Origin of the sequence: Pontibacter rugosus (assembly GCF_042678745.1) — a bacterium.
Taxonomy (GTDB): domain Bacteria; phylum Bacteroidota; class Bacteroidia; order Cytophagales; family Hymenobacteraceae; genus Pontibacter; species Pontibacter rugosus.
This window is the reverse complement of record NZ_JBHTLD010000049.1, coordinates 1-24,250: the sequence shown is the minus strand read 5'-3', so window position 1 is coordinate 24,250 and position 24,250 is coordinate 1. Positions and strand designations below refer to the sequence as shown.

At 46.5% G+C, this 24,250-nt stretch carries 24 protein-coding genes and 1 tRNA gene; 10 read left to right on the top strand and 15 right to left on the bottom strand.

Going from position 1 to position 24,250, the window contains the following annotated elements:
* A partial coding sequence (locus ACFQ2O_RS07650; RefSeq protein WP_377525110.1) for a hypothetical protein occupies positions 1-317 on the top strand: 317 nt, incomplete at its 5' end.
* A gap of 227 nt (positions 318-544) precedes the next feature.
* On the opposite strand, the gene ACFQ2O_RS07645 is transcribed toward ACFQ2O_RS07650, so the two are convergent.
* The 6 genes from ACFQ2O_RS07645 to ACFQ2O_RS07620 all read right to left on the bottom strand — a co-directional run bounded on the left by ACFQ2O_RS07645 (position 545) and on the right by ACFQ2O_RS07620 (position 4,320).
* Positions 545-1,060 carry a DUF2480 family protein gene (locus ACFQ2O_RS07645; RefSeq protein ID WP_377525107.1) on the bottom strand — a complete coding sequence of 172 codons (516 nt, stop codon included), beginning with the start codon at positions 1,058-1,060 and terminating at the stop codon, positions 545-547.
* A gap of 15 nt (positions 1,061-1,075) precedes the next feature.
* Positions 1,076-1,771, bottom strand: a complete 696-nt coding sequence (tsaB, locus tag ACFQ2O_RS07640) for a tRNA (adenosine(37)-N6)-threonylcarbamoyltransferase complex dimerization subunit type 1 TsaB (RefSeq protein WP_377525104.1) — start codon at positions 1,769-1,771, stop codon at positions 1,076-1,078.
* Positions 1,772-1,906: 135 nt separating this feature from the next.
* The gene (locus ACFQ2O_RS07635; protein WP_377525101.1) at positions 1,907-3,556 is read right to left on the bottom strand and encodes a S41 family peptidase; all 1,650 of its coding nucleotides are present in this window, start codon (positions 3,554-3,556) and stop codon (positions 1,907-1,909) included.
* Positions 3,557-3,585: 29 nt separating this feature from the next.
* Positions 3,586-3,996: a ribonuclease P protein component gene (locus ACFQ2O_RS07630; protein WP_377525097.1), complete on the bottom strand. Its 411-nt coding sequence runs from the start codon at positions 3,994-3,996 to the stop codon at positions 3,586-3,588.
* A 41-nt stretch (positions 3,997-4,037) separates the two neighbouring features.
* Entirely contained in the window at positions 4,038-4,199 is a 162-nt protein-coding gene (rpmH, locus tag ACFQ2O_RS07625; RefSeq protein WP_071784616.1) for a 50S ribosomal protein L34, read from the bottom strand.
* Positions 4,156-4,320 (bottom strand): hypothetical protein, encoded by a 165-nt coding sequence (locus ACFQ2O_RS07620; RefSeq protein WP_377525113.1) that lies wholly within the window; start codon positions 4,318-4,320, stop codon positions 4,156-4,158. Before ACFQ2O_RS07620 ends, rpmH begins: the two co-directional genes overlap by 44 nt.
* Positions 4,321-4,412: 92 nt before the next feature.
* Between ACFQ2O_RS07620 and ACFQ2O_RS07615 the strand changes: the two genes are divergently transcribed.
* Complete coding sequence (locus ACFQ2O_RS07615; protein ID WP_377525092.1) at positions 4,413-6,131, top strand: M61 family metallopeptidase; 1,719 nt, start codon at positions 4,413-4,415, stop codon at positions 6,129-6,131.
* Positions 6,132-6,202: 71 nt separating this feature from the next.
* Here ACFQ2O_RS07615 and ACFQ2O_RS07610 read toward each other — a convergent pair whose 3' ends face one another.
* The 7 genes from ACFQ2O_RS07610 to ACFQ2O_RS07580 all read right to left on the bottom strand — a co-directional run bounded on the left by ACFQ2O_RS07610 (position 6,203) and on the right by ACFQ2O_RS07580 (position 11,435).
* Positions 6,203-6,583, bottom strand: coding sequence for a hypothetical protein (locus ACFQ2O_RS07610; RefSeq protein ID WP_377525089.1), 381 nt, complete (start codon positions 6,581-6,583; stop codon positions 6,203-6,205).
* A gap of 92 nt (positions 6,584-6,675) precedes the next feature.
* Entirely contained in the window at positions 6,676-7,914 is a 1,239-nt protein-coding gene (locus tag ACFQ2O_RS07605; protein ID WP_377525086.1) for an NAD(P)/FAD-dependent oxidoreductase, read from the bottom strand.
* 142 nt (positions 7,915-8,056) lie between these two features.
* Entirely contained in the window at positions 8,057-8,278 is a 222-nt protein-coding gene (locus ACFQ2O_RS07600; protein WP_377525082.1) for a hypothetical protein, read from the bottom strand.
* Positions 8,279-8,432: 154 nt separating this feature from the next.
* Entirely contained in the window at positions 8,433-9,356 is a 924-nt protein-coding gene (locus ACFQ2O_RS07595; RefSeq protein ID WP_377525079.1) for a PfkB family carbohydrate kinase, read from the bottom strand.
* A 120-nt stretch (positions 9,357-9,476) separates the two neighbouring features.
* A tRNA-His gene (locus tag ACFQ2O_RS07590) sits at positions 9,477-9,553 on the bottom strand.
* Positions 9,554-9,726: 173 nt separating this feature from the next.
* A complete protein-coding gene (locus ACFQ2O_RS07585; RefSeq protein WP_377525076.1) occupies positions 9,727-10,095 on the bottom strand; it encodes a DUF6980 family protein in 369 nt (122 codons plus the stop codon).
* Positions 10,092-11,435 carry a dihydroorotase gene (locus ACFQ2O_RS07580; protein ID WP_377525073.1) on the bottom strand — a complete coding sequence of 448 codons (1,344 nt, stop codon included), beginning with the start codon at positions 11,433-11,435 and terminating at the stop codon, positions 10,092-10,094. The genes ACFQ2O_RS07585 and ACFQ2O_RS07580 overlap by 4 nt, the downstream gene beginning before the upstream one ends.
* A gap of 293 nt (positions 11,436-11,728) precedes the next feature.
* Here ACFQ2O_RS07580 and ACFQ2O_RS07575 point away from each other — a divergent pair, with 293 nt between their 5' ends.
* Positions 11,729-13,087, top strand: a complete 1,359-nt coding sequence (locus ACFQ2O_RS07575) for a DEAD/DEAH box helicase (RefSeq protein ID WP_377525069.1) — start codon at positions 11,729-11,731, stop codon at positions 13,085-13,087.
* Positions 13,088-13,936: 849 nt separating this feature from the next.
* On the opposite strand, the gene ACFQ2O_RS07570 is transcribed toward ACFQ2O_RS07575, so the two are convergent.
* Together ACFQ2O_RS07570 and upp are read right to left on the bottom strand one after the other, a co-directional pair.
* Complete coding sequence (locus ACFQ2O_RS07570; protein WP_377525065.1) at positions 13,937-14,362, bottom strand: hypothetical protein; 426 nt, start codon at positions 14,360-14,362, stop codon at positions 13,937-13,939.
* A gap of 221 nt (positions 14,363-14,583) precedes the next feature.
* Entirely contained in the window at positions 14,584-15,246 is a 663-nt protein-coding gene (gene upp, locus ACFQ2O_RS07565) for a uracil phosphoribosyltransferase (protein WP_377525062.1), read from the bottom strand.
* 320 nt (positions 15,247-15,566) lie between these two features.
* Between upp and ACFQ2O_RS07560 the strand changes: the two genes are divergently transcribed.
* From ACFQ2O_RS07560 to ACFQ2O_RS07530, 7 genes are all read left to right on the top strand, one after another.
* Positions 15,567-17,228 carry a hypothetical protein gene (locus tag ACFQ2O_RS07560; RefSeq protein ID WP_377525059.1) on the top strand — a complete coding sequence of 554 codons (1,662 nt, stop codon included), beginning with the start codon at positions 15,567-15,569 and terminating at the stop codon, positions 17,226-17,228.
* Positions 17,229-17,754: 526 nt separating this feature from the next.
* The gene (locus ACFQ2O_RS07555) at positions 17,755-19,593 is read left to right on the top strand and encodes an ABC transporter ATP-binding protein (protein ID WP_377525055.1); all 1,839 of its coding nucleotides are present in this window, start codon (positions 17,755-17,757) and stop codon (positions 19,591-19,593) included.
* Between the two features lie 130 nt (positions 19,594-19,723).
* The gene (locus ACFQ2O_RS07550; RefSeq protein ID WP_377525051.1) at positions 19,724-20,062 is read left to right on the top strand and encodes a hypothetical protein; all 339 of its coding nucleotides are present in this window, start codon (positions 19,724-19,726) and stop codon (positions 20,060-20,062) included.
* 8 nt (positions 20,063-20,070) lie between these two features.
* Entirely contained in the window at positions 20,071-20,646 is a 576-nt protein-coding gene (gene lpcA, locus ACFQ2O_RS07545; RefSeq protein WP_377525046.1) for a D-sedoheptulose 7-phosphate isomerase, read from the top strand.
* A gap of 217 nt (positions 20,647-20,863) precedes the next feature.
* Positions 20,864-21,520, top strand: a complete 657-nt coding sequence (locus ACFQ2O_RS07540; RefSeq protein ID WP_377525043.1) for a hypothetical protein — start codon at positions 20,864-20,866, stop codon at positions 21,518-21,520.
* A 102-nt stretch (positions 21,521-21,622) separates the two neighbouring features.
* On the top strand, positions 21,623-23,161 hold the full coding sequence (locus ACFQ2O_RS07535; protein ID WP_377525040.1) for a YifB family Mg chelatase-like AAA ATPase: 1,539 nt from the start codon (positions 21,623-21,625) through the stop codon (positions 23,159-23,161).
* Positions 23,162-23,398: 237 nt separating this feature from the next.
* Complete coding sequence (locus tag ACFQ2O_RS07530) at positions 23,399-23,986, top strand: porin family protein (RefSeq protein WP_377525037.1); 588 nt, start codon at positions 23,399-23,401, stop codon at positions 23,984-23,986.
* The last annotated feature ends 264 nt before the right edge of the window (positions 23,987-24,250 follow it).

Genomic DNA, 24,250 nt, shown 5'->3' with positions numbered 1-24,250 from the left:
TTCCCTCTGGAAGCGGATGCAAAGGTAAGAAAAGACTTTCGGAAAACAAGAACTTTTTTTCTCTTTATTTTCCCGGCCTCTCCCTTCCGGAGCGGGTTGCAAAGGTAAGAACCTTTTCCCTTTCCGCAAGCACCGAGGCAAATCTTTTTTTTCAGCGTTTCCTTTTTGGGTCGAGGCAACAAATCGCGGCCGCAGCCTGTGTTATCCCCTCTTCCCGTTTCCCCGTTCCTGCTGAACCGGGATGCAAAAGTAGCAAACATTTCCCGACCCGCAAGCGTACACCGCCAAATAATCCCCTCTTTTTCGCAACAACCTGAATTTGAGCAAGATTGTTTTTAGGGTATGTCTTTATAATTACCGCGCCGCCACTCCCTAAGGATTAAACTGATCAATATGCGACTACTTATTCCTGTTAAACAAGCTTAACTTTAGCTCACTGAAGCTGTTTTTGCTTTCATCTAGAGTTTTGCACGCCCTATAAAAACAGAGTGGGAGCAGAATTTAGTTCATCCTGCTCCCACTTTTTCTATTAGACACGTGCTAGCTATGCGCTTTTAGGCTTCTTGTATAAGGGTACCGTACTACATGGCTCTCCATACATGATGCTTGAAGCTACCGGAAGCAGCTTTCGCATCACCTCTATATAAGCAGAGGTTGGAACAGGAATACTCCCACATCCTTTCACTACCACTTTTGCATCTCTGTACTCTTCCATATCTACTTTTGAGATTGCTTCCTGCATAAGACCATATTCCAGCATCTCCAGATCTCCAAAAACATAGAAGTTAGCATGGCCAGATAACTTTGAAGCCAGTAACATATAGGCCCAAGTTGGTACTATAGCATCAGCAGAACAAATGATGGCTATATTCTTACCACTATACTGCGACCAGTCATGCTCTTTCACGAATGCACGAAAATCCTTTTCCTTTAAGATTAGACCATGAAAGAGGTTATCTTTGATATCATATACGATACGCTCCCCCGGATGCAACAGCAACTCCAGGTTTAGCGTTACCAGCGCACTCTGCGCCACACGGTTTATTATTTCTTCTGACATTTTGCTTTCTCTTTATTATTTAGCGCTCTTGCTTGCACTTGTAATATAAACATCCTTTAAGTAGAAGGGTTCATAGTATGCCACGTCTTCAAACTTTGCCTGCTCATACTTAACAAGCGCTAGTTCCCCTATGGCTCTGGCATTTGGCAGCACACCATCCACAAACAAAGCATTAGCGTTAGTGTTTACCAGTTCCTTTAGTTTCTGAGCCCCGCTTCCAAAAAATATAACCTGCCTCTCCTGTAGTTGTTCGGCAAAAGAGTTTTCATCCAGCACCACTGGCGCAATAGGCTCCACCTCCTGCAATCGATGATCAACTATACAAGTATATACCTCCATACGACGGGCATCCAGCATGGGGCAAAACAAATACTGTTCTGGGTTTGGTGTTGCTGCTATAACCTGCGCCGCCAATCCATATAATGTAGATACTTCAATTAAAGGTATATCGAGAGAAAAGCATAAGCCTTTGGCTGTGGAGGTGCCAATGCGCAAACCTGTATAAGATCCGGGCCCGCCTGATACTGCCACTGCACTTAAGTCCTGCAATGAAGCTCCGCAGTTCTCAACCAACTGCGCCACCATAACAGTAATATGAGACGAGTGTGATTTTTCGATCTGCAATTCAGACGCCCCCAGAAGTTGCTGGTCTTTATATAATGCGATAGAGCAAACAGTGGTGGAGGTTTCTAGTGCAAGCAACAGTGGCATATGCAAGTATGGTTATGTTTGATAATTGACTTCTGCAAAATTACGGTAAGCAAGCGTAGCTACCAAAACAAGAGCTTTATAAACAGGAACGGGAGGCGCCGTAGCATCTCCCGTTCCTGTTTATCTCTATTACTTCTAATTCATTTTTAAATATGACTTGAACTTAGCCGGATCATTCAGCACCTGCTTTGCCATTAGTATATCCGGGTCATCATCAAATGAAGATTCTATATAGCCTTTCTGTAGATAGTAACGCGAAGCAATTTCAGCCTCAAGCATTTCCTGTATTTCCGGACGGAAGCGCGTTAAGTCATTAGACTTGTTGTGCGAAACTTTTTTCTTAATCGCATCCAACTCAGCTATAATGTCATCATAATGTTTTCCCTCTTTTGCAGATTCAGCCACATCTTTCAACTCTGCCTCTATCGCAGTTGTATAAGAAACATCTTTATTAGTTAAATAAGCAACAAACTTCTTATACTCTGCATCAGTTAGCTTAAACTCTTTAGCCGCAGGTATGCTTGGGTGCTCCGCTTTATACTTATTAGCATAGTCAAAGAAGTAGCCTTTTACTGCAATCGTTTTGGTGATCTCAGAGTAAGTTGGCTGCTCAACCTCCACATCAGGGCTAACACCGCCACCGTCGTATACTATTCTGCCGGCAGCAGTTTTATAAGCCACACGTAGCGAGTCTGCAATTTTCCCTACGCTACCGTCTTCGTTACGGTGGGCATAATCAATTGCCTGGATGCAGCGGCCGCTTGGGATGTAATATTTAGCCGTTGTTACCTTTAGCTGTGAGTTATAAGAGAGCGGGCGAGTTACCTGCACCAAACCTTTACCGAAAGTTCGCTCACCTACCAGTACAGCCCGGTCATAGTCCTGCATAACGCCTGCCACAATTTCCGAGGCTGATGCACTTCGGGAACTAGTTAGCACCACCAGCGGAATATCTTTATCTAAAGGCTCATCAAGTGCTTTATATGTTTTGTTCCACTCTTCCACTTTGCCTTTAGTACTTACAATGTCTTTCCCTTTATCTACAAATAAATTTGAGATGTTCACCGCTTCATGCAGCAAGCCACCAGGATTGCCACGAAGATCGAAGATTATTTTTTTGGCACCTTGCTCTTTTAGCTTCTGCACCGCCATTTTCACTTCTTTTCCCGCATCCGGTGTAAATCCTGAAAGTTGGAAATAACCAATCTCATTGTCGATCATGCCGTAGTAAGGCACATTCTCAACGATAATGTTCTCACGCATCAACTCTATTGTTCGGGATTTTGTCTGGCCGTAGCTACGCACATCTAGTTTAACAGAGGTGTTCGCTTGCCCTTTTAGTAGCTTGCTTACGTCCTCAGTAGACTTTGCTCTAACATCCACGCCGTTTATTTTAAGGATCTCGTCGCCAATGGCCAAGCCAGCTTTATGTGCCGGAGAGTTTTCATACGGCATTTGTACTGTAACCTTACCGTCACGGCTGCCAATCACTGCTCCGATACCGCCATACTGACCTGTGGTCATAGTGCGGAAATCTTCAATATCGTCTTCGGGAATATAATTTGTGTAGGGGTCAAGCGATTTGAGCATCGCATCAATACCGGTGCGCATTATTTTAGCGGGCGGCACATCGTCTACATAATAGGTATTTACTTCTTTAAACAACGTAGCGAAGACATCAAGATTTCTGGCGATCTCAAAATATTTCTCCGAATCGGTTTTGAAAGAGACGAGGCCAAGGGCAACAACGCCGACTAGAAGGCCTGCTATAGACTTTTTATACATAATTTCAGTGTTAGAAGAGCGCGGAGGTGCTACTTATTCAAACAACGCTCTAAACCTGAAATTAGTTTTTTTTGGATGGACTCAAAGGATTTTTTTTCTTTACCAATGTAAAGAATACCCAACAGGCGTGGTGCCTGCTCGGGATGCTGGAGTAATACGTGCTTGTTAAGGCGGTATGCCTCACGCATTTGCCTCTTCAGGCGGTTGCGGTCGGTAGCACGTTTAAAATAACGCTTAGACACAGAAACGAGTACTTGGGTTTGCCCAAGAGGCAATTCCTGTGCTGAGAGATAGACAAACCGCAGCGGATACAAATTAAAAGAAGAACCCTTGGAGAAAAGCAGCGAAATCAGCCGCTTACTGCACAAGTGTTCTTCTTTCGAAAATGTATAACTGTTAGGCTGGCTGGCTGGCTGCTCGTTAACTGCTGCTGAATCCATTAGCGGCTATACAATAGCGAAGCCTATTCCTGAATCAGGAATTAAGCTGCCTTATGTCTTTTCTCGCTAGAAACTGTAAGTCTCTTTCTACCTTTGGCTCTTCTGCTGGCCAATACTCTTCTACCGTTTGCGGTCTCCATTCTAGATCTGAAACCGTGCTTATTTCTTCTTTTTCTCTGAGAAGGCTGGAATGTTCTTTTCATCGTCTGCCAATGGTTTTATTATGGCCTGCAAAATTAGTAAACCTTTGTAAAATAGCAAAGTCTGTTCTACTTTTTTCCCTAAATTTAATTTACATCCTTGTTCTGCTGCTTCTAAAGGCATTTATACTTGATATCTTGCCACCTGAAGCTCACCAACAAAGCCCCGCTTATAGCAGTATTTATACTTGCAGGCAATACAAAACATAAAACCACATGATACATTACAGCATTTCCTATACAAACCCGCTTACGCATTTTGTCGATATCACCATCGCTATACCTGGTAACAACCAAGAGGAACTATACCTGCAACTACCAGCCTGGCGCCCCGGTCGCTACGAGTTACAGCACTTCGCCCAGAAGCTGAAGGCTGTTACCGCCGTAGCTAATGGACAAAGTATAAGTATAGAAAAAGTGACAAAGGACCGGTGGCTTGTTCAGGCAGGAGGTGCTGAGACACTAGAAATCAAGTATAGCTTCTTTGCCCGCCAAATGGATGCGGGTGGCTCTTGGCTGGATGAGGAGCAACTATACCTGAACCCAATCAACTGCCTGATGGCGGTGGAGGGACGGGAGCAGGAGCCTTGCCAGCTAAAGCTGCATTTGCCGGAAGAGTGGCAGATTGCCTGTGGTTTACCGGAAACAGAAAAACATACCTTAGAGGCCGCTAATTTCGATACTCTTGTAGACAGCCCTTTTATAGCCAGCAACAGTCTGGAGGGAATAACCTTTGAAGTAAACAGCATTCCTTTTCATGTCTGGATACAGGGCGACTGCCAACCTGATCGGAAAAAGCTAAAGCAGGACTTTATTGGCTTCACAAAAGAGCAGTTGGAGGTGTTTGGTGATTTCCCAGTGGAGGAGTACCATTACCTGAACGAGATTCTGCCTTACCGCTATTACCATGGTGTGGAGCACAGCAATTCTACCGTGATAACCTTAGGGCCGGGAGAACTGCTCATGCAGCCTAGCCTGTACAAGGAGTTTATAGGTGTGAGCTCCCACGAGTTGTTCCATACCTGGAACATCAAGAAAATTCGCCCCAAGGAAATGATGCCCTACAACCTGGCGCAGGAAAACTACTTTAAAACAGGCTATGTGGCAGAGGGTATTACCACCTACTATGGCGATTATATGCTAGCCAGAAGTGGCTTCTTCTCGGCCGAGGCTTATCTCGAAGAGCTGAACACCACGCTACAGCGCTACTTTGCCGACTATAGCCGCAATAACTTATCCGTTGCTGATTCTTCTTTTGACCTATGGCTGGATGGCTACAAGCCCGGCATACCAGACCGTAAAGTTTCCATCTACATAAAAGGCGCTCTAACAGCCCTGCTCCTGGACCTGCAACTGCGTAAAGTCACCAGCAATAAAGCCAGCTTGGATGTTGTGATGCGGGAACTGTGGGAACGATATGGTAAGAAAGGCATTGGCTATACCGAACAGGATTATGCGCAGTTAATAGACGAGGTGGCAGGCCAACCATTTCAAACCTACTTCGATAACTTTATCAACGGCACCGCTCCTATCGAGCAGCCGCTGGATGAAGCGTTGCGCTATGTTGGCTGTACATTAAAGGAGCAACTTAACCTGCTTCAGCACGAAGGCAAGTATGGCTTTAAAGTTTCGTCTTCCGACGCAAGTATAAAAGTAACCGCTATTGCACCAGACTCACCAGCCAGTGAGGTGCTAAGTATAGACGATGAGTTGGTGGCACTAAACGGCCGCAAACTGGAAAATAACCTGCAACAACTACTGGCGCTGGAGCCCGAAGAAGTAGAGCTGGTGCTGTTTAGAGATAAAAAGCTTCGCGTAGTAAGGCTAGAACAAAACAACAGCATGTATTACAGCAAGTATACCATCCAGAAAAGAGCCGACGCAACCGAAGCTGAAAAGCATAACTTTAAGCTGTGGCTGAAGCAGGAGTTTTAGCTTAGATATTAGACGTTAGACTTTAGATGCTAGACTTCTAGCTTGGCTAAAAATAATTTCGGCACACAGTACTATATTTCTTTTGTCTCGTGGCAGTCAATATTAAGCGTAATACCGTTTCTCCCTAACCTTTCAAGTTCATTGGGGATGAAACTTAGAGCGCACTGATATTGATATTCATATACAAGCCATATCAGTATGTTTTCTCTTTTAATATCTAGCATCTCTAGTTTATCAAAGTTTGGCTCGAGTATATCTAAGAAAAAATTTATAGAGTCAGCATTACTATCGCCTTCATCCTCTACTAGTTGCAGCCACCAAGTTGAAGGCTCATCACTAGTTTCAAATTTAGTTTTCTCATGCTTGTTAGGAGTTTGCCCAAGGATGTTGGTCAATTTATCATAAGTCACCCAGCTTGGAGCAAAGTCAATATATAAGTTACAATACTTCATGCTAATTATGTAGTACAGCAAAAAATCATGAACTGCTACCTCTCATCAGAAAAGAGACACTTATCTAGCGTCTAAAATCTAACGTCTAGCATCTAATTAAACAGCAACTTCATGTAAAACGACGGCTGCTTGAGGCGCTCGCGCAGGTCTACATCGTTGAGCATGCAGGAAATGGTTTCAGCGAGGGCTTCGTTTTTAGAGGCTTTGCTGGCTACTTTATCAAATAGCCAGGGATAGTTCAGCAGCTTTTGCAGGTGGCGGCTCAGGCGTAGTTCTTTCCAGAGGCGGTTATACACAGCTTTATCGTAGCCTTGCATAAAAGCGGCAGTAAACTTCTGCTCCTGCAAACAATTAGCTGCCTGCTCTGCTGCCCAGCGGCCGCTAATCATAGCGTTGCTGATTCCTTCGCCTGTAAATGGGTCTATAAGCGCACCGGCATCTCCTAAAAGCATGTAATTGTCTCCGGAAATAGAACGCTTCTTGGAGCCAAGCGGCAGACCAAACCCACGGATATCATCTACCAGTTCGGCATTGGCAAAACGCTGCTTTAGCGATGGGTGCGTGGCGATCATGTGGAGCATTTCCTTTTTCAGGTTTACTTTCTTTTTGCTCACAGCACTGCTCAACATGCCTACTCCTACATTTGCCTCTCCGTTCGGCAACGGAAACACCCACAGGTAACCCGGCAGAAAATCCTTGAAGAAATGCAGCTCAATAAAGTTATCGGCATCCATACCTGTAACGCCTTTGTAGTAAGCGCGCAGGCCAGCGCAGTAGTGCTCCGGTTCCTGCTGTAGATTTGCTATATGTCTTGTAAAGCCTGACTGTGCCCCGTTGGCAACCAGCAGTAATTTTGCCTGCACCAGCGCCTCCCCCTGCTTGTTTCGAAGTATAAAACTGCCATCTTCTTCACGTTCATACTTGGTCATCTCCACGTTTTCCCACAGCTCTATCTCCGGCCGCTGCCGTACTTGCTCCACCAGAAAATTATCGAAATAAATTCGCTTGGAGATGTACCCGGCCGGCACATCCTTAGCTGCATTATAGTTCTGCAAAAAAGGAACGCTTAATTTATGACCTCCCGGTGAGATAAAATGAATTCCCCAGGATGGCAGGGCCTCCTGCTGTGTACCTAGTAGTTCGGGCAACTCAGGAGCAATGCGACGCAGCTCATTTACCACTTTGCCGCTAAGGGCATCGCCGCATATTTTATCTCTCGGAAAAGCTGCCTTATCAATCAGAAGGGAGGGAATACCTTTGTTAGCCAGATGGAGCGCAGCGGTGGCACCACCCGGGCCGGCACCAAGTATACAGATATCAGTTTTATACATGCAGCTTAAGTAGGAGCATCACAAGATAACCATTTAAGGCTGCAGCGGCACACTTTAAGGCACAAAAAAAGGAGGATAGCTCGGTGAGCAGTCCTCCTCTTACGTTTTCATAGCTTTATTTTGGATCAGATGGTTGCGTTAACTACTTCGATTTTGTGTAACGAGAGTTATTGCCACCTTCTGCCAGGTTTCGGTTAGGGTTTTGCACTTTGGCATCATCTGCCTGAAGTGACTTTTTAGCAGGATCAATTTGTACCTGGTCAGTATAACCTTCCTGCTGGCGCTTGTTTTCTACTTTTGATGTTGCAGCAGCTTCTGATTGCTTCTGCAGTCTCTCTTTATTGTTATTTTTATCTTCGTTCATAGCTCTGTCTCCTCATTGATTCTATACTTAGTTTTACCCCTTCCGAGCATATTTTGTTACAAAACAGCAAAGATATCCTAATATAGCCTATACCGCATAAATACAAAAAGGGAGGCCAGAGCCTCCCTTTCCAAAGTATACACTTTTACTATGTTTACTGCACCACCGTATCTACAGCCACCAGGTTTACAAACTGCTGCACACGTGCATCAATTTCTTCCTGGCTAAGATTTTTCAAGCGCTCTGTTCCGAACTTTTCTACGCAAAAAGATGCCAGGGCAGAACCATGGATCACGGCACGCTTCATGTTCTCAAAGCTGATATCACCTGTGCTGGCAATGTAGCCGATAAAGCCACCGGCAAACGTATCTCCTGCTCCGGTTGGGTCAAATACTTCTTCTAACGGAAGGGCTGGCGCAAAGAATATTTTATCTTCGTTGAACAACAGGGCACCGTGCTCACCTTTTTTGATGATCAGGAACTTTGGCCCCATCGCCATGATTTTCTTAGCTGCTTTCACCAAAGAGTATTCGCCGCTTAGCTGACGCGCCTCTTCGTCGTTAATAGAAAGCACATCCACCAGCTTCATAGTCTCTTTCAGTTCTTCCAGGGCAATATCCATCCAGAAGTTCATGGTATCCATTACAACCAGCTTCGGGCGTCTAGTCAGGCGCTCGATAACCGTTTTCTGCACCTGCGGGGCTAGGTTGCCCAGCATAAGGAATTCGCAGCCCTGGTAGCTAGCTGGAATAATCGGGTCGAAATCGCCTAGCACGTTCAGCTCTGTTACCAGTGTTTCGCGGCTGTTCATATCATTAAAATAGCGGCCAGACCAGAAGAAAGACTTCTCATTCTCCTTAACCTGCACGCCTTCGGTGCTGATGTTACGCTCGTGCATCAGTTTGATGTGATCCTGGTCGAAGTCACCGCCCACTACGGATACCACGTTTACCGGCTTCACGAAATAAGAAGCTGACAGCGAGATGTACGTTGCCGCACCACCTACAATTTTATCTGTTTTTCCGAAGGGAGTCTCCAGCGCATCAAACGCCATCGAACCAACTACTGTTAAACTCATATTTTTTTAATTTTGAATGACTGAATTTTGAATGGGTGAATGAAATGAGCCTGGGCACACTGCCATTCACACAGGGCAAAGGTAAACAAAAAAGCCCTTGAAGTTTCAGCTTCAAGGGCTTGGGGTGGAAGATGGGGCTCGAACCCACGACCCCCAGAATCACAATCTGGTGCTCTAACCGACTGAGCTACAACCACCGTTTTCTCGTTTGAGTGTGCAAATATACATAGCATTTCACAGAATGCAATAGCAGCCGCACATTTTTTAGCTCATAAATCGCTGCAGAAGCATAATAAACTATAAATCAGAAGTATATTTTTTCTGAATATATACCTGCTACTATAGCCTGTCCAGCAGAATTGCCTTTGCTTTACTTAGCAAGCTTAGTTCCGCACCAAGGGCAGTAGTTAATTACCACCATGGAGGAGCCTCCATCATGTATGGGGATGCCATACAGCCCTTCGTCCCATTTATTAATGATCACGTCGGGTTCACCATACTTGGTTTCCCCGTCTTCATCCAGGCTTTGGTATACTTTATCTGCCATCATCATACAGCAGTAACCTGCGTAGTCGAAGCCTTTGGCTTTTAGCTTTTCAGCTGTGGCCCAGTTATAGCAGGCTTCATCTTCATGTATGGCATCAGCATATGCTTCATACGCTTCTGAAGCTAGCACCTCCTCCGGCAGTTGTTTGCCGAAGAAGCGGGTGTGTAGCTCTTTAAATTGCTCTAAGTTCATACTTCCTGTCTATCAAACAGCAGCCTTTCCCCTTTCTTACTCTCATCAAACGCTCCTTCAGAAAAGGCCAGGTGCCCGGAAACGATAGTATGCGCTATACTTGAGCTAAACGTGTGCCCCTCAAACGGCGACCAGTTACACTTGTAGTAGGTGTTCTCTTTAGTCACAGTATAAGGCTTGTTCAGGTCTACCAACACCAGGTCAGCCCAATAGCCTTCTCTTATGTAGCCGCGCTCGCGCACGTTAAAAAGGATAGCCGGGGCATGCGCCATCTTCTCCACCATTTTCTCCAGCGTCAGTTTGCCCTGTTTCACAAACTCCAGCATCATCTGCAGCGAGTGCTGTACCAGCGGCACCCCCGATGGCGCTTTTTTATACTTAGCCTGCTTCTCGTCCCAAAGGTGTGGCGCGTGGTCCGTAGCAATTACATCCAGCTTATCCTCCAGCAGCCCCTGCAGCAGTCCTTCTTTGTGGCGATGCTCTTTTACAGCCGGGTTACATTTTATCTGGGTGCCATACTTGTCGTAATCTGCTTTATCAAACCACAGGTGGTGCACACATATCTCTGCTGTAATGCGCTTCTGCTCCAGCGGAATATCATTGCGGAAAAGCTTCAGCTCTTCTTCGGTGGAAATATGCAGGATGTGCAGACGCGTATTATACTTCTCGGCCAGCTTCACAGCCAGATAAGAAGACTTAAAACAGGCCACTTCGTTTCTTATTTCGGGGTGGCATTCTATTGGAATGTCCTCGCCATACTTTGCCTCATATACCGCCATGTTATCGCGGATGGTCTGCTCGTCCTCGCAATGCACGGCAATCGGCAGCTTGGCTTTCGAGAAGATCTGCTCCAGCGTTTCTTCGTTATCCACCAGCATATTGCCCGTAGAGGAGCCCATGAATATCTTGATGCCGCAAACGGTGTTCGGGTTAGTAAGCAGCACCTCAGATAAGTTATCGTTGGTAGCTCCCATATAAAAGGAGTAGTTTGCCAGCGAGGTTTCAGCGGCTATTTTATACTTGTCCTCCAGCAGTTCCTGCGTGGTAGCGTTAGGCACCGTGTTTGGCATCTCCATAAAAGAGGTAGTACCACCTGCCACCGCCGCTCTGGCTTCGGTTTCTATGTTAGCTTTCTGGGTGAGGCCCGGCTCCCGGAAATGCACCTGGTCATCAATTACACCGGGCAACAAATGCAGTCCAGTGGCGTCGATGGTTTCATCCGCTTCAGTGCTTATACTTTGCCCGATCTGCGCAATGCGACCGTCCTTTACCAGTACATCGGCAGCCGTTATACTTCCTTCGTTTACGAGTTGAGCGTTCTTTATGAGGATAGTTTTCATGTTGCTAATATAGGGGAACTAAGGAAAGGTTGAAAGGTTAGCTTATACTTACTCTTCCTTTTTATGGTTAAGAGTATATCCCGATGCTATTCTCAGGCTGGAGTGGCATGATTCAAATTTGTGCTGCTTGCGCCACACCTGCATAGCGTTTGTAGCTGAGCCAATTAATCATGCCTGATATAAAGCAATGGCAACCTGCACGCACTGTTCCGCTCAGGCAGGCTACCTTTAATCTGTGTTAACCATTTTTCCCGTACCTTTGTAACTCAACACAAAGTATAAGTACCACAGCCATGGCCGAAGAAGCAGAGAAAGAGACCGTTACATTTGAGGATTTTAAGCTGAACAAACAGCTGCTGAACGCTATTGAGGAAGCTGGTTACGAGAAGCCTACACCTATACAGGAGCAGGCTATTCCGCTGATCATGGCTGGGCATGATATACTGGGCATTGCCCAAACCGGCACAGGTAAAACAGCTGCATTCCTGTTACCGCTGCTCATGAAGATAAAGTACGCACAGGGCCAGCACCCGCGTGCGCTTATCATCGCGCCTACCCGCGAACTGGTGATGCAGATTGAGGAAAACATTACACTGCTAGCCAAATACACTGATGTGCGCCACACTGCTATTTACGGTGGCTTAGGGCCTAAAACACAAATCGAAATCCTGAACAAGGGTATTGACATCATTGTGGCTACACCTAAGCGCCTGATGGAGCTATACTTTAAAGGTGAGCTTATTCTGAAAGACCTGAAAACGCTGATACTGGACGAGGCCGATAAGATGATGGACATGGGCTTTATGCCGCAGATCCGCCAGTTGCTGGAGGTGATTCCACGCAAGCGCCAAAACCTGCTGTTTTCAGCTACCATGCCTGATAAAGTTGTGGAGCTATCAGAGGAATTCCTGGAGTTCCCGACGCGGGTAGAGGTTACCCCACAGGCCACTCCTGTAGAAACAGTAACGCATGTGCTGTACCAGGTGCCAAACCTGCGCACGAAGATCGAACTGCTGGAGCACCTGATTCAGGATGCTGAAACGTTTAATCGCGTTATCATCTTTACCCGCAGCAAGAAGAACGCTGAGAGTGTATCAAAGTTTTTGGAGCACCGCAACTATGGAGAGGTACGTGCCATACATGGCAACAAAGGTCAGAATACGCGCATTAACTCTATGGAGGCTTTCAAAGGCGGCGAAGTGCGCTTTTTGGTTGCCACCGACGTTGCCTCACGCGGTATAGACGTAACCATGGTGAGCCATGTGATTAACTTTGATGTGCCGCTTATTTACGAGGATTATGTGCACCGCATTGGCCGCACAGGCCGTGCCGAGAATATTGGAGCCGCCATTACGTTTGCCACTGAGGCTGAAATGTATCATGTGCACAAGATCGAAGAGATCATCCGCATGAAGATACAGCAGGTGCCAAAACCAGAAGAGGTAAAAGAGTTTAAAACCCCTTTTGAGGAGCAGCAGGAAATGGCCCGCGACATAGATCGGCAGAAACGCCGCGAGAATCCTGACTTCAAAGGTGCTTTTCATGAGAAGAAGAGTCGCCACAAGTCTAACTTTGAGAAGGGCAAGAAGAGCGGAGATCCTAAGAATTCTTTCTGGCAGAAGACGAAGAAGAAGGGAAATAGAAAAAAATAAATGTAAAACAGCAATCGGAAACGGTTGCTGTTTTTGTTTAAAGCGTATTGGCTGAGCCGCCATACTTGCTTAGCGACGGCTGTACTTGCGCAGCACCTATTATGGTGCAAGTCTTCAGACTTGTATCCTACTATGGTGTTGAGTTTGTAACTCAACTGGCTTGAAAAGCCATACTTGCTACAGCTTAGCTATAATTGTTCTAACTTACACTTTCATAGCCACTACTTTTGCATCTTCAGCCAAGCTGTTCTTTCTAGTTGCTGCTTATCCACCAATTTCCAAACATTAGGCTGGCGCTAGCTTGCAGCTAGTGCCTACTATGGTGTAGAGCTTCCAGCTCTATTGGCTTGAAAAGCCATGCTTGCATTAGCTTAGCTATACTTGACGTAATCTACTTCCATCGTTTCTGGTTTCAGCTTCTTTGAACAAGTTATTCTCTCTAACTGCCGCTCATCCTACAGCTCCAATATCTATAATTTGTAGCGCTCACGACTGGGCCAAGGCCTCTCGATAAAGGTATCGCGCAGAAAGCAATCTACATCAACTGGTACCGCCTAATTTCTGCTCACGCAGAAAGCAAGTTGAAAACTTGCCATATGCCCCGTCACAAGTTACGCTCCGCTAAACTTGCGACATTACCAGATCAGGGAATGGGAACGCTTCACATAGCCATCTCCGCAGGGACAGGTCACGGCCTATCCGTTTGATACCGCCAGCCATGAAACTTATACTTGTGGAGTAGTTGTGACAGCTTATTTATATAAGTAGAAGCTAGAGCAGCATTTATACTTGGGCGAGGGAAAACTATTGCTGCTTCACGGCTAAACTAAATTAGATTACCGCCTCTTGTTAAAAATTAGTTATACTCAACAGCAAACCTTCCGCCATTTGCCCAAACTCGAAAACCATCAGGTTAAGTATAGCACTCCAGAAAATTGAACTCCAAAGCATGTGAATTAAAATGTGCTTACGCGGTGCACCAAACAAGGAAGCGACAATAGTACCGAATATCGGAGTGAGCAGGATTGGCGTGAGAAAAGCAACACCCGTTATACCAAAGCGGCACCAGATCTGGACAATGCGACGGCTTTTTTTAGAAAACATAGGCTTTTGCTTTGCCCGGCGCCGCGCCGACAGCCACTTAGATGCAGCTCTGCCAACGATAGAGAATATAACAACGCTTGTCATCATACCTGCCACCGTAAGTAACGCCGTCTCTGTATAAGTTAAACCTAAGGATACGCCAGTAACCGGACCACCAAAAAATTTGACCATACTGATCAGGTATACCGTTAGGTATTTCATCAATTCTATAAACACAGTAGGATCAGATTAAATTTGTACTCCAACTTTTAAAACAGCTGGATCATTATAGTATACGCAATACACCTAGAATAATTCCATCATTATTCCAACAACTTACATGGCTAATCAACTAAAAAATAGCTAGTTAAAGAAGTTAGTCTTTAACAGGCGCTCTAGCACAAAGGTTCAGGCTATACTTTAGGGCCAAAGGCAAGGTCTCCGGCATCTCCCAACCCAGGAATGATGTAAGACTTCTCGTTCAGGTGGCTATCCAGTGCGCCCAGCCAGATGTACGCCTCTGGCACTTGCTCCTGCACATAAGCCAGCCCCTCTGGGGCAGCAATGGCAGCCGCAAAATGCACCTGCTTTGGCTTGCCGTGGCGCAGCATGCCCTGGTACGATTTTACCAGCGAACGGCCTGTAGCCAGCATAGGATCTGCCAGGATAAGGATTTTGTCGTGTAGGTTGGTAGAGGCCAGGTACTCCATGTTTATCTGAAGCTGCGTATTCTCCTCCTCCACCCGGTATGCGCCTACAAATGTGCTGTACGCTTTATCAAAGTAGTTGAGCATGCCCTGGTACAGTGGCAAGCCTGCTCGCAGAATAGTGGCAAGCACCGGCTGCTCGGTCAGCAGTTGTGTTTGTGTTTCTGCCAGCGGTGTTTGAAGTGTAGTACTGCTATAAGGCAGCGTTTTAGAAATTTCGTAAGCAAGCAGCTCGCCCAGCCGCTCCAGATTCCGGCGGAAGCGGAGACTATCACCGTGTACTGAAATATCGCGGAGCTCGGCCACAAAATGGTTCGCAAGCGAAGGGGTATCTGTCAGGATATTTACGTTATTCTTTTCCATGCGCATGTGTTGTTGGCTTAAAGATACGGAAGGTCCTGTGCTTGCACCAAGCTTACTGCTGTTTTTGTACCAGCCCCTGCTCATAATTTGTAGTAACATCCTGCTTCTCTTATAGGCACCCTTGTTTCGAACATACCACTGCTCCACACGCACAGCTTCTACCTTAGGCTATACAGCATCAGTCTGTAAATGCTTGTTAGGCAGCAGCATCCACGAATCATAAATCAACATGACCGTATAAAATAAGCTTAGACAGCAGAACTTTAATACTCAAAAGCAGTACATTCGCATTCTACAAATCAGATTCTTTTGCTAAACAGCACTTCATGAAACGTATACTTGGTGCCCTAACCTTAGCGTTTGCATCCCTGGCCGTGCAGGCACAGGATGTATATATGCCTTACAACCCTGACACCTATCACCTGATAGACCGTTACCAGATAAAGTATGGCGATCAGGTGCCGGAAATGCATACAGCAGTACGCCCCTATGGCCGCCGCGATGTAGCACAGCTGGCTGAAGTTGGCGCACGCAATGCCCGCACACGCGTGGATGCCTTTAATACGCAGTATTTATTGAACGACAACTGGAACTATACAACCCAAGAAGACAACGATAGCCGTAAGCCAATCCTCAACTATTTTTACCGAAACAAGACAGACCTGTATCATGTGGAAACGGAGGACTTTACGCTTCGTGTAAACCCGGTAATACATTTTGAAGTGGGTCTGGATAATAACACCGACGGCGCTCGTTACATTAACACACGCGGTGTGCAGTTAGAGGGCAGCATTGACAAACGCTTTGGATTCTATGCTTTTGTAGGTGAGAACCAGGCACGGTTTCCACTGTATGTAAACAACCGCATTCGCCGCGACGGTGTGGTGCCTCACGAAACCCTGTGGAAGAACTTTAAGGAAGGAGGCTACGACTTTATCACGGCACGTGGTTACCTTAATTATGCCCTAAGCAAGCACGTGGAAATACAGCTGGGCCACGACCGCCACGTGATTGGGGATGGCTACCGCTCTTTGGTATACTCTGATTACGCACCACCGGCCTTTTTCCTGAAGCTGAACACCAAGGTATGGAAGCTGCATTATATGAACCTGTTCCAGGAACTGATTGCCACGGCCGACCGTAACGATGAGCTGCTCCCGAAAAAGTACATGGCTTTGCACCGCCTGGGTGTAAACGTAACCGATAACTTTAACTTCGGGCTGTTTGAGCAAGTAGTGTTTGCGCGTGGCGAAGGCAAGTTTGAGCTGCAGTACCTTAACCCCATCATCTTTTACAGAAGTATAGAACAAGGCCTTGGAAGCTCTGATAATGCCATGCTCGGTGCCGATTTCCGCTGGAATATCGCTAATAGGGTGCAACTATACGGCCAATTGCAGTTAGACGAGTTTGTGCTGAACGAGGTGAAGGCTGGCGATGGCTGGTGGGCTAACAAGCAAGCGGGCCAGATTGGGGCAAAGTATATTGATGCTTTTGGTCTGAGCAACTTAGATATTCAGGGAGAGATGAACATTATCCGCCCTTATACTTACCAGCACCGCACAGAGTTCACCAACTACCAACACTACCGCCAGCCACTGGCACACCCTACAGGCGCTAACTTACTAGAGCTGGTAGGTGTGGTATACTATCAGCCAATCCCGCGCCTGATGCTAACGGGCAAAGCTATTGCCACCCAATACGGCCAGGACAGAATGACGCCCACAGACTCGTTAAACTACGGCGGAAATGTGTTGCGCCCTTACTACAACCGCCCTGGCACCTATGGCAATGAAATTGGGCAAGGAGTAAAAACCAACCAGTTGCACCTCGACCTGACTGCGTCCTTCCAGCTGCGCCACAACGTGTTCCTGGATCTGAAGCAGATAATTCGCCGCACTGATGCCGACGATAACGCCTTTGACCTGAATACCACCTTTACTTCATTTGCCTTTCGCTGGAATATTCCGCAAAGGCTGCATGAGTTTTAATCGTTTGGGCTGAGGATTAAGATTCACCTGTGTAAACCCACCCCAAGCCCTCCGAGGAGGGGAATATCAGCTAATGGCGCAAATTTTCAACTTGTGTCTTATAATGATGTCGTGTTTATAATCTCGCGGGCTAGCAGAGACCTACAAGTGCAGCGGCCAAAGTACAGCGGCCAGCATACCCTCTAACCCTCTCCCCAAGGGGCGAGGAGAATTCTTCTCGTGCTGAAGACTCCCTTCCTCGGAAGGGCAGGGGTGTTTACAGACAACTTATACTTATACAAAAGCAGGCAGAGGCGCTTTCGGAGCGCCTCTGCCTGCTTTTGTATTGATCACACGTCAATTCTGTCGCACAATTCAGAGTTCTCCATTCTATTTAAGTATCTTTGCAGCAGCTTGAGAGCAGTGACTTGTACTGCTGTTTTGAAACCATTTAACCGAATTGCGGGCGGCACCTATTGCTGCTCCCTACGTTGCTGATCTGTGGCAAAGGCTAGTGCCGGCAAAGCAACCAGCATCCATACATAACATGAAGACCTACCTTCGCATACTTCAGTACGCCAAACCCTACAGCCGGTTTGTGCCGCTATACTCGCTTTATACTATACTGGGCATCATATTCGGCCTCTTTAACTTCACGCTGCTTGTTCCCTTGTTGGATGTGCTGTTTGGCAAAGTAGGACAGCAAAAGGCAGTACTGATGGCGGCTACCAAGCCTGATTTTGCACTCAACCTCGAATTCTTCAAAGAGTTTTTCTACTATCATTTTGGCCAGATTATCTTACAGGAAGGACGTGCGGGAGCACTCCTTTTTGTCTGCGGCATGATCATCGTTTCGGTATTTCTGGCGAACGTGTTCCGCTACCTAGCCTTCCGGATTGTGGGGGAACTGCGGGCGCACGTGGTACGCAATATGCGCCAAACGGTGTACGAGCGCATCACGCAGCTACATCTGGGCTATTTCGGCAACGAGCGCAAAGGCGACCTGATGACGCGCCTGACGGTAGATATACAGGAAGTAGAAAGCTCTGTCGTAAACACGCTGACGGTGGTGGTGCGGGAGCCTATCTCTATCATTGCTTTTTTCGTGCTGCTCTTCAGCATGTCAACAGAACTTACCCTGTTCTCGCTCATCCTGCTTCCAATATCTGGTGGTATTATTGCCGGTATATCTAAACGGCTAAAGCGCAAGGCACAGCAAGGCCAGGATTCTCTCAGCTTTATACTTACCATCATAGATGAAACGCTGAGCGGCATGCGGGTAATAAAAGCCTTCAATGCAGAACCGTTTATACTTAGCAAGTTCTATGACCAGAACAACCGCTACGCCCGCATCCAGCGTTCTATTGCCAACAAACGCGACTTAGCTTCTCCCCTGTCTGAGTTTTTAGGAGTATCGGTAGTGGCAGGGCTGCTACTCTATGGCGGTACGCTGGTTCTAAACCAAGAGTCAGAATTGTCAGCCAGTGAGTTCATCACCTATATCGTGCTTTTCTCGCAGGTACTGGTACCAGCCAAAGCCATGTCGGCAGCTTTCAGTAACATACAGCGCGGTTTGGTGTCTGGTGATCGGGTGCTGCAGGTAATAGATGCTGTGCCGCAGATAACAGATAAGCCAAACGCCAGAGTGTTGCCTACTTTCGAGGAAAAGATAGAGTTCAGAGATGTTGCTTTTGCTTACGGTGATAAACCTGTATTGCAAAACATCAACATTACTATACCAAAAGGAAAAACCGTGGCGCTAGTTGGCCCATCAGGAGGAGGTAAGTCTACTTTAGCAGACCTGTTGCCACGCTTCTACGACCCTACGGCCGGGGCTATTTTGATAGATGGCCATGACATCCGCGACTATACCATGCAGTCGGTGCGGGCGCAGATGGGTGTGGTGACGCAGGAGTCTATACTTTTTAACGATACCATTTACAATAACATCGCCTTTAACAAAACCGATGCAACGGAAGCAGATGTGATAGCCGCCGCTAAGATTGCGAATGCGCACGAATTTATTGTGCAGGCAGAAAATGGCTACCAAACCATGATCGGCGACCGTGGCGGCAAACTTTCCGGTGGCCAGCGGCAACGCATCAGCATTGCCCGAGCTATACTTCAGAACCCGCCTATACTTATCTTGGATGAGGCTACCTCAGCCCTGGACACAGAGTCGGAGAAACTGGTACAGGAAGCACTGACAAATCTGATGAAGAACCGCACATCGGTGGTGATTGCACACCGCTTAAGCACTATACAACACGCAGACCAGATTCTGGTGCTGCAGCAAGGCCAGATTATAGAGCGCGGCACACATGAGGAGCTACAGGAACGAGGTGGATTATACGCTAAACTAACACAGATGCAACTAACGGTGTAGCGGTAAATTCTTACTTCGCTGGGGCAAAAGTGGTGTTGCAGGTTGATTTAAAGCGCAGCGGTTCGGGAAAATCATATTTTCTAATTATATTTAGCCGAACCTGTTGTTGCACCCAAACCGACTACGCTCCATGAAAACACTCCAAGGGCTTCTTGACGTGATTGTATTTGCCTATATTATTTTTACAGTACTGCTTTTAGCCGGTATAATAGACGCAAATTCATTTTTAAATATTTCCTCAGACGATAAAGCGCTAACGCTGTATCAGTTGTTGATAGCAGCGGGAGGCGTTATTATGCTGGCCCGGGTACTGGTTAGCAATCTTTACATTGCCAACTTGAAGCATGACCGGCATCGTGCAGAATTGAAAATAAATGGCTTGAAAGCAGAGCTCTACGAGAAGCGACAGGCTTTCAGGAGCAATATCCAGGCAGAGAAAGCCCTGCAACAGGAAGAAGTATCGCAATAAACTATTACATGACAGCTACCACCATACTGGCAGAACTAACGCAGGCACAGGAAGTGCTTACCGCGTTTCTGTCTGATACACAAAACATCTCTTCAATAGAACAAGCTGCCGATGCTATGGCTAAGGCAGTACAGAACGGCGGAAAAATACTGAGCTGCGGCAACGGTGGCTCTATGTGCGATGCCATGCACTTTGCCGAAGAACTAACTGGCCGCTACCGTAACGATCGTAAAGCCATACCTGCCATCTCCATCTCCGATCCAAGCCACATGAGCTGCGTTGGCAACGACTATGGCTATGAATATGTGTTCTCGCGTTACCTGGAGGCTTTGGGAAACGCAGGCGATGTACTTCTGGCCATCAGCACCAGCGGCAACTCCGGCAACGTAATCAGAGCGGCAGAAGCGGCAAAAGCAAAAGGCATGGTAGTAATTGGCCTTACCGGTAAAGACGGAGGAAAGCTGGCCCCGCTGTGCGATGTAGAAATTCGTGTGCCTCACTTTGGCTATGCCGATCGTGTACAGGAAATACATATCAAGGTTATTCATATACTCATACTTCTGATTGAACAGAAGTTAGCATAGCCCTACCTACAGTTTTTAGAAACAAAAGCGGTTGCATACAATTAGAGCATGTTTAAAATTCATCCTTTGCGCTGCAACCTGCTTGGAAAGGGTTCTGGCAAAGTAGTTTTCGCTTGCAAAAATGAAATGTAAACAAGCTCTTACATGCAACCGCTTTTGTTTACTTAAAAGATGCACTTATACGTATGCCAAGGGTGCACCTTTAAGTAAATAACAAATGAAAATAAAACCATACCTCCTACTGCTATCTATACTTTGCTTTGCCTCCTGCCAAAACCAGGAAAACCGCAACCAGGCAGAAGTTGAGCAGGCAGCAGGAGATACAACTGCCGCTGCACAAACTCCGGAGCCTCAACCCCTTGATTCAGCTTATCTTATTATACCCGGCAAAAGAATAGGGCAGGTAGAAGTAGGCATGGCAGGCAGTGCATTATCAGCCACGCTTGGTAAGCCCGACAGCACGGATGCCGCCATGGGCAAAGCGCTGCTTTACTGGACCAACCAGAAGACAGACCAGCCACAGCACTACCTGGTAGTATACACGGAAGCTGATTTTGGCAGCGACAAGCCCACACCAACGGTAAAGCAGATACAGGTAAATTCACCGCAGTTCCAGACACCTGAGGGAATCAGCACTGGCAAGCCTCTCTCTGAAATCAGGCAAAAGTATAGCCAACTAGAGCCGCTGGCTTATTATCAGAACGATGCAAAGCAACGGGTGTACCTGTACGACAGCCAGCCGGAAGGTATCACGTTTGAGGTTGCGCTGCCCGACAGCCTCTGCACCGCTATTACAGTACATGAAAAAGGCAAAGCCATAACTAACACGTACCTGCCCGTGCATCCAGCCACCACGTGGCTAAACCAGCCATAGAAACCCTAAAGGCGCGTTTTCTTTATTTAGTGCAAAATGTAGAACTTTGTAGCTTTGGGTGGTGTTGCGCCACAAAATAACATTACAATAACAAGTTACAAGATGCTCATTAAAACCTATGGCAGCGCCGTGCAAGGTGTAAATGCTTATACTATCACGGTGGAGGTTAGCGTTAGTGCTGGCACAAAGTACTTTCTGGTTGGCCTGCCTGACAATGCGGTAAAAGAAAGCGAGCAGCGCATTGAAGCCGCCCTAAAGCAACACGGTTACAAGATTCCGCGCCAGAAGATCGTCATCAATATGGCGCCTGCTGATATTCGGAAAGAAGGTGCCGCTTATGATTTAACGTTGGCCATGGGTATACTTGCCGCTTCTGGCCAAATAGCTCCAGATAAAGTTTCACAATACATGATCATGGGAGAGCTGTCGTTGGATGGTTCGCTTCGCCCGATCAAAGGTGTACTGCCTATTGCCATACAAGCTCGCAAAGAAGGCTTTAAAGGATTTATACTTCCGGCACAAAATGCACAGGAGGCAGCTATTGTGAATAACTTGGACGTGATTGGGGTAATTAACATATTGGAAGCCCTAGAGTTTTTAGATGGAAAACGTGATATAGAGCCGGTAGTAATTGATACACGTGATATCTTTAACAGCACCGTAGATCAATATGCCGCCGATTTTGCGGATGTGCAGGGCCAGGAGAATATTAAACGCGGGCTTGAGATTGCCGCTGCAGGTGGCCATAACCTAATTATGATCGGTCCGCCGGGTGCCGGCAAAACCATGTTGGCCAAGCGCCTGCCATCTATACTTCCGCCACTCTCGATGCACGAGGCCCTGGAAACAACTAAAATTCACTCTGTGGCCGGCAAGTTGGGAGAAGCTTCCTCGCTGCTTACTACACGCCCTTACCGCGCGCCGCACCACACTATTTCTGATGTGGCTTTGGTAGGAGGCGGCAGCAATCCGCAGCCTGGTGAGATTTCACTTTCTCATAACGGCGTACTTTTTTTAGATGAGTTGCCAGAGTTTAAACGGACGGTGCTGGAGGTAATGCGACAGCCGCTGGAGGAGCGGCGTGTTACCATTTCCCGTGCCAAAACCACTATCGATTTTCCGGCTAACTTTATGTTGGTGGCAAGTATGAACCCTTGTCCGTGCGGCTATTATAATCATCCTGACAAAGAATGTGTATGTGGCCCCGGTGTAGTGCAGCGCTATTTAAACAAGGTTAGTGGCCCTTTGCTCGATCGCATAGACCTGCACGTAGAAGTTACGCCTGTCACCTTCGATGAGATGACTGCTACCCGAAAGGCTGAAGATAGCACATCTGTGCGAGAGCGTGTGGTTCGGGCCAGAAAAGTACAGTCAGAGCGATTCAAAGAAATGCCGCAGATACACTCTAATGCCATGATGCCTTCGCAAATGGTTAAGGAGCTTTGCCAGATAAACGAGGCAGGTCGCACCCTGCTGAAAACTGCGATGGAACGCCTTGGTTTGTCGGCACGTGCCTATGACCGTATTTTGAAAGTAAGCCGCACCATTGCCGACCTTGCCGATAGCCCTGACATTAAAATAGAGCATTTAGCAGAGGCAATTCAGTACCGCAGCCTCGATAGAGAAGGCTGGGCTGGTTAACGCTTTTGCCTGCAAAGGAGCTTTTATACAACTAAATAACAAGGAGAGGCAGCCAACTGGTTGCCTCTCCTTGTTTGTATTTATTACCTCCGGCTGGCTTTACAACTTTATAGCTTCTTAAAATCTAACATCAGCTTTACATACTTTTCTAATGTCTTTCCGTAATAGGCTTACATCAGGTAAGTGTAACTGATTTTACACAACCACTTGATACAGTTTTAACGAACTATCTAACTTATGAAAAAAACGCTTTTATTAGTTCTATTTACTTTAACTACAGTGTTTGCCGCACAAGCTCAGACACGCTTTGGTGTGAAGGTAGGCGCGAACTACTCTGGCTTTGAGGGAGATCGTGCTGATAATATTGGATATGAAAGGAGATTCGGTTTTCATGCAGGTGTGATGGCTAACTTTCCTGTAGTAGATGATTTCTTCTCCATCAAACCAGAAATACTGTACTCTCAGAAGGGCGCGAAGCTAGATGACTTGGAAGAAATAAAATTTAGATTAGGTTATATCGATGTACCTGTTCTTGCACAAATTAATGCTGGCCCTTTATACTTTGAAGCTGGCCCTCAAGTATCTTTTCGCATTCAGGACAAAATCGAATTTGACAATTCCAGCATTGACATTGACTCAGATGACCTAAAGAGAACAATTTTAGGATACGCAGCAGGTATTGGCCTCGCCTCTACACCGCTTGGCCTAAGTATAGGTGTACGCTACAACAGCGACATCTCTACCCTTTATGACTCTGATGATGACGCGAACTTCAGGAACGGCGTATTTATGCTATCATTAGGATATATGTTCCCGAGCCGATAAACCATGCCTTAGTACAATCTAATTCTATGAAATTAAAAGTCCGGTTAACTACCGGACTTTTTTGTGAGCTCATTATCAAGAAGAAAGATAGAAGTCTTACATATTTTCCAAATCTATATAGGCTCTTTATATACTTTGGCTTGCTTGTTGCTATACTTGCTATAACATGCATGTTGCACAAGAAGCAGTAGCAGCGGTATAGAAAAGTATATGGTGTCCTGTACCTGTTGCTCAAAGAAGAAATCTAATTAAACAGTGAATTTT